We start from the raw sequence: 13,899 nt of genomic DNA on the forward strand, positions 1-13,899 counted from the left end.
ATAATCTATAATATATCCATAAAAATATATGCATAAAATATATTTATTAATTGAAACATTTAGTTTTATGACAGATTTATGACAAAAATGACGAATAGTTTTAGGGGGATGAATGTATTGGGACGTCTGTTTGGTACTGATGGAGTAAGAGGTATAGCGAATTCGGAATTAACTGCCGAGCTTGCATATAAATTGGGTCAGGCGGGTGCATACGTACTTACTGCGGAGACAAAGCACACACCTAAAATTTTAGTAGGGATGGACACAAGGATATCGGGAGACATGCTGGAAGCTTCTTTGGTTGCAGGATTATGTTCGGTTGGCGCAGAGGTGGTTTGTTTGGGAATAGTACCTACGCCAGCTGTTGCTTACCTTACAAGGCACTATAATGCAGATGCGGGCGTTGTAATTTCTGCTTCCCACAATCCTTATGAGTTTAATGGAATAAAATTCTTTAACAATAAGGGCTATAAACTTTCCGATGCTTTGGAGGAAAGGATAGAAGCCATAATTCTTGATAATTCGGAGAAAATTGAGCTTCCCACCGGTGAAAAAATAGGAAGGAAAATTGAAATTGATTCCTCTTTGGATGAATATATAAATTTTATAAAAAGTACCATTAGTGGAGACCTAAAAGGGCTTAAAGTTGCGATTGACTGTGCAAACGGAGCATCGTATCAGGCAGCACCGATTACTTTTTTTGAACTTGGTGCGGATGTTTGCGTTATCAACAACGAGCCCGACGGCATAAATATAAATAAGAACTGCGGTTCTACTCATATTGAACAGTTACAGAAATTCGTTGTTGAAAGCGGAGCTGATGTTGGGCTTGCTTTTGACGGGGATGCCGACAGGGTGCTTGCAGTTGATGAAAACGGCAATCTGGTTGATGGTGACCAAATTATGGCAATAATTGGTCTTGAACTCAAGAAGCAAGGAAAGCTTGCAAATAATACAATTGTAGCTACTGTTATGAGCAATCTTGGATTTGATATAATGGCCAAAAGAGAAGGCATTAACATAGTTAAGACAAAAGTGGGAGACAGATATGTGCTGGAGAATATGCTCGAGAACGGGCATATTTTAGGAGGCGAGCAGTCAGGCCATATTATTTTCCTTGAACATAACACTACAGGAGACGGTATTCTCACAGGAACACATCTTCTTAGCGTTATGAAGTCTTCCGGAAAAAAACTTTCGGAGCTGGCTTCAATAATGCAGGTGTTGCCGCAGGTATTGATGAATGCCCGCGTAAGCAATCAAAATAAAGAGAAATATCTTGAGGATGAAGTAATATGCAAAATGTGTAATGAGCTTGAGGAAGAGTTTAAAGATGAAGGAAGGGTACTTATTAGACCTTCAGGAACAGAACCCCTTGTCAGGGTTATGATAGAGGGTAAAGACAAGGATTATATTGCAAAAAGAGCAATTGAGCTTGTAAAAGTTATTGAAGAGAGACTTGGATAGATTATGCATGGATTAATATATGGAATGATATATGAGTAATTATGCAAGTTGCTTACACTACATGGCGTTATTTCCGATAATACGCCTGTTGTTGTATAAATAAAGGGGGTTAAGGAACTTTTAGACGGGAGAATCCGGTTCATTATGTGCCGTGAAAGGAGGAAAGAAATTTGAGCCATAATGAATTTATGCAATTGAAAGCGCCAGCACGTGTTTTTCCACGTGGACGAGGAGAAGGAGGTCACCGGTAATTTTAAAATCGGTGAGTTATCGAATTTTCGGCGGAAACCTTCCGGTTGTCACGACCGTTAGGGTCCTACAAAAACTGCGGGCAACTGCAGAACAAAAAGGATCTAAGTGAATTTCCCTGTCTAATATATTAGCCTCTTCTATTGTCTTATATTTAGTTTTATCCAGAAAGGTACAAAAATGTAAAGGAGAGGTTTTTGTGTGTGGAATAGTCGGTTATGTAGGTGGTAAAAATGCATCACCTATACTTTTGAATGGTCTTAAAAAGCTTGAGTACAGAGGCTATGACTCAGCTGGAGTGGCAATTTTAGACAATGATAATATTAAAGTGGTAAAGTGCAAAGGAAGGCTTGAAAAGTTGGAGGAAAAGGTGAATACCGACACTCCTGTGGGGAATATTGGAATAGGTCATACCCGTTGGGCTACCCACGGAGAGCCAAATGATCTCAATTCCCATCCCCATATTAGCAATTCCGGTAAAATTGCCGTTGTGCATAACGGTATAATTGAAAACTATATGGAATTAAAAGAATTTCTTGAAGCGGAAGGTTACGAATTTGTATCTGAAACCGATACTGAGGTTGTGGCACAGCTTATAGATTACCACTATCACGGCGATATTGTTCAGGCTGTTATTAACTCCATAAATGAAATAGAAGGCTCTTATGCGTTAGGAGTTCTTTGCAGTGATTGCCCCGACAAATTTGTTGCTGCAAGAAAAGACAGTCCGCTTGTTGTAGGGCTTGGAAATGGAGAGAACTTTGTTGCCTCTGACATTCCGGCAATACTTGAATACACAAGGGATGTATATATTCTGGAGGATAAAGAGATTGTACTTTTAAGCGGCAAGGAAGTTACGGTATTTAATAACCATGGACTGGTGGTACAGAAGAAGGTATTCAAGGTAAACTGGGATGTTGCTGCGGCTGAAAAGGCTGGCTACGAGCATTTCATGATGAAGGAAATGTGTGAGGAGCCTAAAGTGGTAAAAGATACTATTAATCCGAGAATAAAGGATGGTAACATAGTACTGGACAATATAAATATTACTGCTGAGGATTTGAAGGATATAGATAAAATTTATATTGTTGCATGCGGTACAGCATATCATGCTGGAGTTGTCGGAAAGTATATAATAGAAAAGCTGGCAAGGATTCCTGTGGAAGTGGATGTTGCATCGGAGTTTAGGTACAGGGATCCCCTTATAACCGACAGGAATTTGGTCATTATAATAAGTCAATCGGGTGAGACCATTGACACATTGTTTGCTCTCAGGGAATCAAAGAAGAAGGGAGCAAGGGTTCTGTCCATTGTGAATGTTGTGGGAAGTTCCATTGCAAGGGAGTCGGATGATGTCCTTTATACTTGGGCAGGTCCGGAAATTGCTGTGGCATCGACTAAAGCATACAACACCCAGTTATCTGCATTGTATTTGATAGCCCTGGATTTTGCATATAAAATGGGCAGGATTGACAAGGATTATTACAGCAGTGTAATAGAAGGATTAAAAGCAATTCCCCAGGAAATAGAGAAAGTATTGGCCAATAAGGATACAATACAGAAGTTTGCAGCCCAACACTACAATGCAAAGAGTATTTTCTTTATCGGAAGAGGGCTTGATTATGCGCTGTCCATGGAGGGCTCGCTGAAGCTCAAGGAAATCTCGTATATTCACTCGGAGCTTATGCCGGAGGAGAATTGAAGCACGGTACCATTGCCCTGATTGAGGAGGGTACATTGGTGGTTTGTCCGGTGACTCAAGACAACCTTGTGGAGAAAATGATAAGCAATATCAGGGAGGTAAAGGCCAGGGGAGCTGTTGTCCTTGCGATAGCAAAGGAGAGCAACAAGCAGGTTTGCAAGGCTGCCGATGTGGTGGTTACCATACCGGATGTTGATTCGTTTATTGCACCTATTTTGGCAGTGACTCCTCTGCAATTATTTGCATATTATATGGCACTGCAGAAGGGGTGCGACGTAGATAAGCCGAGAAACCTCGCCAAGAGTGTAACTGTTGAATAGATAGAAGGTGTATTTTGGCTGTGGTATAATGTAAATAAGGCTTGAAAGTTTATTCAATAATCCCGTAGTAGATGAGAGAGAAATCTTCATTTGCTACGGGATTTTAAAAAATAACTTAAGAAACTTCTATCAAAAAATGCCGATAATTGTATCTAATGTTTATAATGTATAATTCAAATAAACTCCACTCCGTAATAATAAACTTCGCTCTATAAAAATAAAGTTCGTTCCAAAATCCCGTAGTAAGTGCAAGAGAAATCTTCATTTGCTGCGGGATTTGCTTTTTATTAGGATAAAGGGACATGGGGCAAGGGCTAAGATTGTTATGGTCAAGAGATTGGAGATAAGGCTAAAGCATTGATTTTAAAGGGATTGAGAGTACTATATTGATTTAAATATTGATACCGGAATTGATAAAAAGATTAGAAGAAACACATGAGAAAATGCAACCTTATACCTTTTCCCTTGCACCTTACCCCTAAAAAGAACCAACTTTATTTTAAAAATTGTTACAAGAAATAAGGAATAAAAGTAAATAAATGGGATGAAAATGTGGAATTTTAGAGCGGACTTTATTATATGGAAAGAATTAGGGAAATGGGCATAAGGCGAGAAGGGATAAGGGTTTGAGGGAAAGTCGTTTGGAGCGGAGTTTATTTTAAATATACAGCTGCAATAGAAAGGGAAGTTTGTAATCCTGAAAACGCAGGGTGTGAATCTTTTGAACGGAAAATGTGTCATATACAAAAAAAGTGGTTATAAGTGTTCTAATGAAGTCAAGACCTTTCATAGTGAAAATAGAGAGGAAGGGTGTGTAGACAATCATGGGAATTGTGGATGTCGCAAATCTTAAAAAGTCATATGGGGAAATTGTAGCAGTTGATGACATCTCTTTTAGCATTGAGAAAGGCGAAATATTTGGATTCTTAGGGCCGAACGGAGCAGGAAAAACTTCAACCATCAATATGATGATTGGTTTGTCCAGACCTACCAGCGGCCAAATTATTATTGACGGGATTGATGCGATAAAAAATATTAAGAAAGTCCAGAGAATCATAGGAATTGTTCCTGACGAAAACAATTTGTATGATGAAATGAATGGGTTCGATAATCTTTGCTTTTGTGCTTCATTATATGGGATAAGTATAAAAGAACGTGAAAAAAGAGCAATGGAATTGTTGGAGCAATTTAATCTAACTAAAGCAGGAAAACGACCTTTTAAAACATATTCAAAAGGAATGAAACGAAAACTTACAATAGCCGCCGGAATTATACATAATCCTAAAATATTATTTTTGGATGAACCTACAACAGGCATAGATATAGAAAGTGCAAGACAAATAAGAGAACTAATACTGGACTTAAAAAAACAAGGTAAAACTATTTTTATTACAACCCATTATATTGAAGAGGCTGAACGAATCTGTGACAGGATTGCTTTTATTGTAAATGGCAAGATTGTAAAAATTGGTACGGTAACTGAATTGATGGAGAGCGTAGAACGTGAGCATAAAATTAGGTTACAACTTGACAGAAGCATAAAAGACATAAAGGAAGAACTGGAAAATAATATTGAAAATTGCAGGGTAGATTCCGGAAGAAAATTCTTGCCTGGTTATTTCTAAAGAACGCATAGCCTTATCTCCTATTTTACAACTACTTGACAGTAAAGGAATTTCTGTTTACGAAGCAAAAGAAATAAAGCCATCATTGGAAGATGTATTTGTTAAAGTAACAGGCATTGAAGCCTCAAAACTGAAAAAGGAAAAAGAAAAGGTGGGGAAATAGAATGCAAACTTTCATCGCGTTCTGGAATATCTTAAGAAAAGACATTGAAAACTATTATTTGAAACCGCCAAATATAAGTTGGGGGATTATATTTCCGCTTTCCTGGACACTAATGCAACTTATCCGTTCACAAGGAGATATTGGAATTGAAGAGTTGCTGTCAGGTTTAATGGCGATGAGCGTATTGTTTGGGACTACTTCAATGCTGGCTGTTACAATCACATTTGAGAGAAGAAGCCGCTCATTTGACAGGTTGTTAATTGCACCGATAAGTATAAGTACGTTAGTCATTGCTAAAATTCTGGGAGCAATCTTATTTGGAATTCTCAATGCATTTGTACCGGTTATCTTTGCAGCATTCTTCATAAATTTAAGTGGAATTAACTGGGGTATTACACTTGCTGCAGTAATTTTAATAGCAATTACTTCTGCTTTACTGGGTTTGTTAATTGCCGTATCTGCAAAAGAAGTATTTGAAGCCCAAACATTTTCAAACTTTTTCAGATTTCCGATGTTGTTTTTATGCGGCCTGTTTATACCTATTGATAAGTTGCCGGTCATATTAAAACCGATATCGTTCTGTTTACCTCTGACCTACGGAACAGATATACTTAATGGTGCGATTACGGGAAACTCTATCTTTAATGCTATATTTAATATCTCTGTCATGTTAGTTTTTACTACTTTGTTATTTTACTTGTGCCTGAGAAACATTAAAACAAAGTGGATTCTTTAATTAGTTTTAGGCGTGACCAATAATATTATATGCAGTAAAAGATTACAAGGTAGGATAATTATTTCTGAAACGAAGAAAAACTATACCTGTTTATTTCTTATGGCTTGCGGATAATGTTAAAATCACAGATGGTAATAGAATGGGCATCATAATCGACCAGCCCATCTTTTTTCATTTTATTGAGTTCACGGGAAAGAGAAGTCCTTTGAATCCCTAACCTTTCGGCTAATTCCTTCTTTGTCATATTAAGTTTTATTTTTTTACTATTTTGAGTGTAATACTCATAATTTAGGAATTCAATAATAGATTCCCTTATAGATTTCATGGAGATTGATTTAATTTTACTTGTCAAAATAGCAGTTTTATCTGATATACAGGTTAAAAACTTAACTAAAAAGTCCTGGCTGGTCTGGCAAAGTTGCAGTACTAAATCTTTAGGAATATGTAAAATTTCAGTATCTGATTTTGCTATTACACTCATGGGATAATAAGGATACTTTGAAAACAACAGATTTCCTCCTAAGTTATCTCCGATTTTAAATTCTGCAACAGTTAATACATTTCCTTTTTCATCAATCTTTTGAATAAACACCTGCCCTTTTAAAATAATATCCAGATAATTGCATTTCTCACTTTCAAAATGGATAATGCAGCCTTTATTGTATTTCGAGATAATGTAATTTTGCGCTTTGAAAAGATTAAGCAGTTCTTCGGTAGAAAATCCACTAAATAACTCTGTCAGTCTTAAAATACTTAGATGATTTTTTATACTCATAAATACCACCTTTCTTAAAATTAGTTACCTTGGTAACTGTATGTCACTGTAATTTATTATAATATGGAGTTAAACATAGTGAAAGGAGAGTTTTTATGGTGGAGAAAAAATATGAATACAGTATTACTGATGACAAAATAATCGAAAAGATTGTAGATGATGAGAATATTAACCTAAATCATATGGTTCTTGTAAAAGGAACAGGTCTTCCTGAGACTATTCCAATTCCAATGTTTATATGATAATTGTACGTGGGGAAATGACTTTGCAGTTAAATGAACAGGAACCACATCTTTATACCAAGGGAGATATTATTAATATCCCATATAAAACAAAAATGAATGTCAAAAATCAAGACGAAGAAATATTGGAATTCTTTGTAGTAAAGTCACCCAATCCTAAAAACTACAAGGAGAAGGAGTGATGAGGGGTGGATATTTTTACAGTATCGTTATGGGGAATAACAGGGGCTGCGTTTATCGCATCCCTTGTTAAAGATAAGCAGAAGACATTCAATTCAATGAAAATGGCAAAAGGTATGATGAAAAATATGGTCGGACAGATAATAGGCATTTTACTGCTTATAGGATTGATTTTGACCTTCATACCGCCTGAAGTTATAAAGAGTACTCTAGGAGAATCTAATACATTTATTTCAACCATTGTTTCTGCTTTGGCCGGCAGCATTACATTAATTCCGGCCTTTGTAGCGTTTCCTCTGGTAGGCTCTCTTGTAGATGCAGGTGCGAGTATTATTCCGGCAGTTGCTTTCCTAACTACTCTTACAATGGTCGGACTGGTGACATTCCCATTGGAAAAGAGGGAATTTGGTTTGAAATTTGCAACCATACGCAATATTTTTAGTTTTGTATTTGCGATTATGATAGCATTGGCGATGGGAGTGATTATGTGAAGATAATCGGAATATTTAAAAAGAACAAACTGCTGACAGCAGTATCTCTGGCGTATGTTATTCTATTTATCGCAATACCCGATAAGGCTTATTTATCTGTTAAAAACAGCATGTATTATATTATAGAGATGTTGCAAATTATGCCTGTGATATTTATACTTACATCAATTATAGAAGCATGGGTTCCTAAAGAAGTAATCATGAAAGGTTTTGGAGAGAAAGCAGGAATAAAGGGGAGTGTATTCTCATTCTTATTGGGCAGTTTTTCAGCAGGACCTATCTACGCTGCATTTCCAATCTGCAAAATGCTTTTAAAGAAAGGTGCCAGCATCGCAAATGTAGTCATTATATTAAGTGCATGGGCGGTCATAAAAGTCCCCATGCTTGCTAATGAAGCAAAGTTTTTAGGGGTACAGTTCATGGGAATAAGGTGGATATTGACAGTTATAGCCATAATCATAATAGCATATCTGATGACTATATTTGTAAAAAAGAAAGATATTCCTGTTCAGGATGAACAGGACATTGGTAAAGTAACTGGTATTGATATTAAAGAACAATATTGTATTGGATGTGGATTATGTGAAAATTGTTGCCCCGGCATTTTGAGGTGATTGATAAAAAAGCAAAATGGAAGGAGTCAATCCTAAATGATGTACAAATAGATGAACTAAAACCAGTAATCGCTAAATGTCCTGTTAAGGCTATAGGTTTTAAATGATATTCGGAAACTATGAATTGTGTTAAGTCATTTAACCTTACAGTAAATGTAGAGAAAGGTCACATTTGCTGTAAGGTTTTTTATTTTAAATCATCCATATAAAATTCATGAATAAATGGCATTTGACAATAACATAATATGGATGTATAATGTAATTGGCAAATGCCAATTACATAAGGAGGCGTTTAAAATGTCTAACTGTGAAAATTGTCCTACAAAAGAGGACTGCAAAACAAAAGAGGGATGCATGATAGAAAACAATCCTTATAACTTTGTAAACAAAATAATCGGCGTTATGAGTGGGAAGGGAGGTGTTGGCAAATCAACGGTATCTGCTCTTATTGCAGAAGAATTAAATAAAAAAGGTTATAAAGTAGGTGTCCTGGATGCGGATATAACAGGACCGAGTATCCCAAGGCTTCTTAAAGTAAAAGACAAGAAAGTCCGGTCAAATGAACTGGGAATTTTACCGGTGACAAATGAAAATGGAATAAAGGTAATGTCGCTGAATTTACTGATGGAAGATGAGGAGCAGCCTGTTATATGGCGGGGGCCTTTAATTGCAGGGACTGTAAAGCAATTTTGGACTGATGTCTTCTGGGGTGACCTTGACTATCTGGTTATTGATATGCCTCCAGGGACAGGGGATGTTGCGCTAACGGTGATGCAGTCTATTCCCATTAATGGGATAGTGATGGTATCAGTACCTCAGGATTTAGTATCCATGATAGTCGCAAAAGCAGTGAATATGGTTAGAAAAATGGGTATAAGGGTAATCGGTGTAGTTGAGAACATGAGTTATATTATATGCCCTGATTGCAACAAAGAAATCAGAGTATTTGATAGTGAAAACACAGAAGAGTTTTTAAGCAAATTAGACTTAAAACTTCTTGGGGAATTGCCTATGTGTAGTGATATAGCCAATCTTTCCGAGAAAGATAAAACAATACAAAATGCATCATTGGATGAAACAGTAAGCATTATTGTCGAAAGGATAATGCTTTCAGTCAATGAAAACAAATAAAAAGATAATTGGAGGGTATTTCATGAAGATAGCAGTTTCTTCGATGGGCAAGGATTTAAACAGCATGCTGGATGTGAGATTCGGAAGATGTAATTACTTTGTAGTCTATGATACTGAAGGAGGACTGGTAAAGACAGTTGAGAATAGGGGCCAAATGTCAGGAGGTGGGGCAGGAATTGCAGCAGCCCAGCAAATCATTGATGAAGATGTGGATGTAGTTATCACTGGAAATATGGGACCCAATGCCTTTAACCTGTTTAAAAATTCGGATATTAAAGTCTACCGATGTGGAAGCATTAAGGTTGAAACGGCTGTACAACTGTTCAAAGAAGGGAAGTTAGAAGAGTTAACCCAGGCAGGTCCTGCCCATGCAGGGATGGGCATGGGAACAGGCAGGAGATTCAGAGGGGGAAGGTAGGTTGAACATAGCCATATTAAGCGGAAAGGGAGGGACAGGGAAAACTACCATATCCACCAACCTTTCTGTTATTACAGGTGCCAATTACATTGACTGCGATGTGGAAGAGCCTAATGGGTTTATATTTTTAAAGCCCTCTCAAATAAAAAGAGAAGAAGTTAAGGTGGATTATCCTGTTGTGGACAGCAGCAGATGTACCTTATGCGGAGAATGTGCAAAAGTGTGCCAGTTTAATGCACTGGTAAAAACAAAGAAAGACATTATGCTCTTTGAAAAACTCTGTCATGGCTGCCATGCCTGCGGGATAGTGTGTAAACAAATTGCTTTAACCTTTGAAAAAAGGGAAATAGGAATAATAGAAGAAGGACGATATGGCAATTTAATTTGTAGAAGAGGAATTTTAAATGTAGGAGAACCTATGGCAGTACCAGTTATTAAAAAGTTACTGAAAAATCTTCCTGCTGGAACAAATCTTATTGATTGCGCCCCGGGGACCTCCTGCAATGTAGTGAATTCCCTTCAATATGCAGATGGTGCAATATTAGTAACGGAACCTTCTTCCTTTGGGCTTCATGATTTAAAAATGGCAGTACAACTGGTAAGGAATTTCAATCTTCCCTTTGGTGTTGTTATCAATAAATATAATGCCAAGGATGACAGGATTCAGAAATACTGTGAGCAAGAAGATATAAACATATTAGGAATTATACCTTACCGAAGAGAAGCAGCAGAGGTCTATTCCTTGGGAAAAATGATTGTGAAACTGCCTGAATATAAAGAAATATTTGAGGAGATTGCAAAGAGATTGAGGGAGGTGTTCCCTTGGAACTGACGGTGATAAGTGGGAAAGGCGGCACAGGTAAAACCTCAATAGCCTTAGCCCTGTCTGAACTTGCAAAAGATACAGTAAAAGCAGACTGTGATGTGGATGCACCCAATCTGTACCTTTTTTACGATGGAAGGGATATAAAAAAGAAATACTTTTATGGAGAAAAGAAAGCAGTTATTGATAAAAAGTTTTGTTCAGGCTGCAAGGAATGTGAAAAAGTATGCCGGTTTGACGCTATCAAAGATAGTAAAGTGAATTTTTTTAAATGTGAGGGCTGTGGTGCTTGCATATTGGTTTGCCATCATAATGCCATCAGTTTAAAAGAAAAGAAAACTGCTGATGTTTATATCACCCAAACCGATAAAGGAATTATTTCAAGGGCACAGATGGAGGTGGGCAGCGAAGGTTCGGGAAAACTCATAACTATGCTTCGCAGTAATGCCAGGAAGTTCGCAGATGAGAATAGCCTTATCATTATAGATGGCTCTCCAGGAATTGGTTGTCCTGTAATATCTTCGATTACGGGAAGCGATGCGGTATTGATTGTCACAGAGCCTACCCAATCGGGTCTGGAGGACTTTATGAGGGTAATGGAGTTATGCAGGCATTTTGGGGTCCTTACTCTCGCCTGTATCAATAAGTATGATATCAATGAGAAGATGTCAGAGGAAGTTGAAAGTTTTTGCAGAGAGAATGATATTTATTTAATAGGGAAAATACCCTATGATGACACAGTTATGAAGTCAATTAATGAGTTGAAGCCTATTGTTTATTATGAGGACAGCAAAGCAAATAATGCCATAAGAAAGATGTGGGATAACATTTGTGAGCATATAAATTGTTAAAATCAATAATTTTAAGGAGGCGTTAATAATGAAAATAGCAATTGCAAGTGAAGGGAAATATGTTAGCGGACACTTTGGACATTGTGAAGGATTTACAGTCTATGAGGTTGAAGAAAACAAGGTGTTAAAGAAGGATTTCATACAAAATCCAGGGCATAGGCCAGGATTTCTGCCTGATTTTCTAAAGCAATTAGGTGTGAATGTTGTAATTGCAGGGGGTATGGGAGAAACAGCCCAGCAGTTGTTTGCCCAAAACAATATAGATGTGATAGTAGGGGCGGAAGGGTATAGTGATGATGTCATCCAGCAGTATTTAAAAAATGAGTTAAAATCCACAGGAAGCATATGCAGAGAACATCAGCATGAAGCCACTGCCATGAATAAATAACAGGGGTGTCCTTATGGATGGGGTGATGAATAATGTTCTGACAAAGGATAAGTTCTCTCTGATTAGAAAGTTGATAGAGAAAAACGGATTTAAATTTACGAAGCAAAGAAAATTGATACTGGAACAGTTTTTTCTTGCTGACAGGCATTTGAGTGTGGAAGAGATATATCAAAGGTTGAAAGAAAACAACATTGGTCTTGCCACAGTATATAGGAACGTGAAGATATTTAATGGTATTGGCATCGTAAAAGGAATTGTTGTGGATGGAGTAAGTTATTATGAACTGAAAATTTACAGTAAAAAGCCCCTGCATATTCATTTCCAGTGTGTTAAGTGTAATGATATAATAGACATTGATGAAAGAAAAGTTGCTTTAGAATATTTAAAATTAAACAAGGCTATAGAAGATATAAATGATTTGGAAATTTACGATGTAAATATAATGCTTGTTGGGTTATGTAAAAGATGCAGGGAGGAAAATGAATGCCAAGACCGATAAAATGCAGAAGAGTTGAATTTTTTCCAGAGAACACTTATTTTATACCATTAGGCAAAAGAAAGTGCGAGGTGGAAGAAATTACTCTCAAGATTGAAGAACTTGAAGCCATGAGGTTAAAAGATATTGAAGGACTTAGTCAGGAAGAATGCGCTGAGAAGATGCAGGTTTCAAGGCAGACTTTCCAAAACATTATTGACAGTGCAAGAAGGAAGGTAGCGATAGCACTAACGCAAGGAAATGCAATACACATAAGTGGAGGGAATTATACTTCAGGTTCATGCCGGTTTAAGTGTTTAAATTGTGGTAAGGTTTATGATTTGAATTATGAACATGATAAGCATACTTGTCCTTACTGTGGTTCAAACGAAGTAGTTTGTGAGAAAATGAAAAGGTTCTGCCATAGATGGTGCGGGAAATAGATTAAATTTTAATATTAGAGATATCAGGGAAGCGGTTCTTGTGATATACAAATATCATAGGAACTGTATTTTTATAATTATGAATTTAATCTTATCATTCAGGAAAAATATCTTCCAAGCGAATCTCAAGTCCATTAAAACTTTGAGATACTGCACTGTTGCAACCCTTATAAACGCCGTTCTGTTTGTATTCACTCTTTTCGAAAACATAGATTTCAATAGTTTTAAGTTTTGGATTTATCATCCAATATTCTTTTACGCCAAAATCCATATAAGTAATGTATTTCTTAACCCTGTCATGGTTTTCATTTGATGGGGAAATTATTTCAATAATTAAGGCGGGTGCTCCATAATATGAGTTTTCCCTTAATCCTGCCTTATTACAGATTACCATCAAGTCAGGCTGAACTTTGACATTCAAGGCCTTTTCTTTATTTATTAGCCATAAGTCTAAAGGGGAGATAAATGCTTCACAGGGTTTACCCCTAAAATAATTCCTGAATTCTGCTGCAATATTTAACAAAACTCGTTGATGTTCTACTGATGGGGAAGGAAGATAGATAACTTCACCATTAAAATATTCAAGCCTATCTTCTCCCTTGTCCATTTCTAAAAACTCTTCAAGGCTTACCATTTTCGTTTTAGGAGTCACATCTTCACTTCCTTTCCAATGATATTTTACGCTATCCTATAGAGATGATACAAGGGGTTAAAGGATTAAAGGTTAAAGGGATTAGGAATAAGTAAAGACATTTTAATTCTACCAATTAGTATTAAGGCTCAGCAGCATCAGATTCATTATCTAA

At 36.8% G+C, this 13,899-nt stretch carries 14 protein-coding genes and 3 pseudogenes; 15 read left to right on the top strand and 2 right to left on the bottom strand.

Features of this window, described 5'->3' with window-relative positions:
• The first annotated feature begins 117 nt into the window (after window positions 1–117).
• From glmM to JCM21531_RS18485, 4 genes and pseudogenes are all read left to right on the top strand, one after another.
• A complete protein-coding gene (gene glmM, locus JCM21531_RS15510; protein WP_038291207.1) occupies window positions 118–1,467 on the top strand; it encodes a phosphoglucosamine mutase in 1,350 nt (449 codons plus the stop codon).
• A gap of 448 nt (window positions 1,468–1,915) precedes the next feature.
• Window positions 1,916–3,738: pseudogene (gene glmS / locus JCM21531_RS15515) on the top strand (glutamine--fructose-6-phosphate transaminase (isomerizing)).
• An 824-nt stretch (window positions 3,739–4,562) separates the two neighbouring features.
• A pseudogene (locus tag JCM21531_RS15520) lies at window positions 4,563–5,526 on the top strand (ABC transporter ATP-binding protein).
• A 1-nt stretch (window position 5,527) separates the two neighbouring features.
• Entirely contained in the window at window positions 5,528–6,262 is a 735-nt protein-coding gene (locus JCM21531_RS18485; RefSeq protein ID WP_094184827.1) for an ABC transporter permease, read from the top strand.
• A gap of 97 nt (window positions 6,263–6,359) precedes the next feature.
• Here the strand turns inward: JCM21531_RS18485 and JCM21531_RS15530 are convergent, their stop codons facing one another.
• A complete protein-coding gene (locus JCM21531_RS15530) occupies window positions 6,360–7,037 on the bottom strand; it encodes a Crp/Fnr family transcriptional regulator (RefSeq protein ID WP_023062665.1) in 678 nt (225 codons plus the stop codon).
• A 95-nt stretch (window positions 7,038–7,132) separates the two neighbouring features.
• Between JCM21531_RS15530 and JCM21531_RS22890 the strand changes: the two genes are divergently transcribed.
• The 11 genes and pseudogenes from JCM21531_RS22890 (at window position 7,133) to JCM21531_RS15580 (ending at window position 13,093) form a co-directional block, all read left to right on the top strand.
• Window positions 7,133–7,279, top strand: a complete 147-nt coding sequence (locus JCM21531_RS22890; protein ID WP_243467815.1) for a cupin domain-containing protein — start codon at window positions 7,133–7,135, stop codon at window positions 7,277–7,279.
• Window positions 7,276–7,461, top strand: a complete 186-nt coding sequence (locus JCM21531_RS22895; protein WP_243467816.1) for a cupin domain-containing protein — start codon at window positions 7,276–7,278, stop codon at window positions 7,459–7,461. Before JCM21531_RS22890 ends, JCM21531_RS22895 begins: the two co-directional genes overlap by 4 nt.
• 6 nt (window positions 7,462–7,467) lie before the next feature.
• The gene (locus JCM21531_RS15540) at window positions 7,468–7,950 is read left to right on the top strand and encodes a permease (RefSeq protein ID WP_003514283.1); all 483 of its coding nucleotides are present in this window, start codon (window positions 7,468–7,470) and stop codon (window positions 7,948–7,950) included.
• Window positions 7,947–8,564: a permease gene (locus JCM21531_RS15545; RefSeq protein WP_369347704.1), complete on the top strand. Its 618-nt coding sequence runs from the start codon at window positions 7,947–7,949 to the stop codon at window positions 8,562–8,564. The genes JCM21531_RS15540 and JCM21531_RS15545 overlap by 4 nt, the downstream gene beginning before the upstream one ends.
• A gap of 297 nt (window positions 8,565–8,861) precedes the next feature.
• Window positions 8,862–9,695: an Mrp/NBP35 family ATP-binding protein gene (locus JCM21531_RS15550; protein ID WP_038291212.1), complete on the top strand. Its 834-nt coding sequence runs from the start codon at window positions 8,862–8,864 to the stop codon at window positions 9,693–9,695.
• Between the two features lie 22 nt (window positions 9,696–9,717).
• On the top strand, window positions 9,718–10,113 hold the full coding sequence (locus JCM21531_RS15555; protein WP_038291213.1) for a NifB/NifX family molybdenum-iron cluster-binding protein: 396 nt from the start codon (window positions 9,718–9,720) through the stop codon (window positions 10,111–10,113).
• Window position 10,114: 1 nt separating this feature from the next.
• Window positions 10,115–10,945, top strand: a complete 831-nt coding sequence (locus JCM21531_RS15560; RefSeq protein WP_038291214.1) for a nucleotide-binding protein — start codon at window positions 10,115–10,117, stop codon at window positions 10,943–10,945.
• Window positions 10,936–11,787, top strand: coding sequence for an ATP-binding protein (locus JCM21531_RS15565; RefSeq protein WP_038291215.1), 852 nt, complete (start codon window positions 10,936–10,938; stop codon window positions 11,785–11,787). The genes JCM21531_RS15560 and JCM21531_RS15565 overlap by 10 nt, the downstream gene beginning before the upstream one ends.
• A 28-nt stretch (window positions 11,788–11,815) precedes the next feature.
• Window positions 11,816–12,171: pseudogene (locus tag JCM21531_RS15570) on the top strand (NifB/NifX family molybdenum-iron cluster-binding protein).
• Window positions 12,172–12,188: 17 nt separating this feature from the next.
• Window positions 12,189–12,674 carry a Fur family transcriptional regulator gene (locus JCM21531_RS15575; RefSeq protein WP_038291219.1) on the top strand — a complete coding sequence of 162 codons (486 nt, stop codon included), beginning with the start codon at window positions 12,189–12,191 and terminating at the stop codon, window positions 12,672–12,674.
• Window positions 12,659–13,093, top strand: coding sequence for a DUF134 domain-containing protein (locus tag JCM21531_RS15580; protein ID WP_038291220.1), 435 nt, complete (start codon window positions 12,659–12,661; stop codon window positions 13,091–13,093). Before JCM21531_RS15575 ends, JCM21531_RS15580 begins: the two co-directional genes overlap by 16 nt.
• A gap of 94 nt (window positions 13,094–13,187) precedes the next feature.
• Here the strand turns inward: JCM21531_RS15580 and JCM21531_RS15585 are convergent, their stop codons facing one another.
• Entirely contained in the window at window positions 13,188–13,727 is a 540-nt protein-coding gene (locus JCM21531_RS15585; protein WP_038291221.1) for a Uma2 family endonuclease, read from the bottom strand.
• Between the last annotated feature and the right edge of the window lie 172 nt (window positions 13,728–13,899).

The organism is Acetivibrio straminisolvens JCM 21531 (assembly GCF_000521465.1).
In the GTDB taxonomy this organism is placed as follows: Bacteria; Bacillota; Clostridia; order Acetivibrionales; family Acetivibrionaceae; genus Hungateiclostridium; species Hungateiclostridium straminisolvens.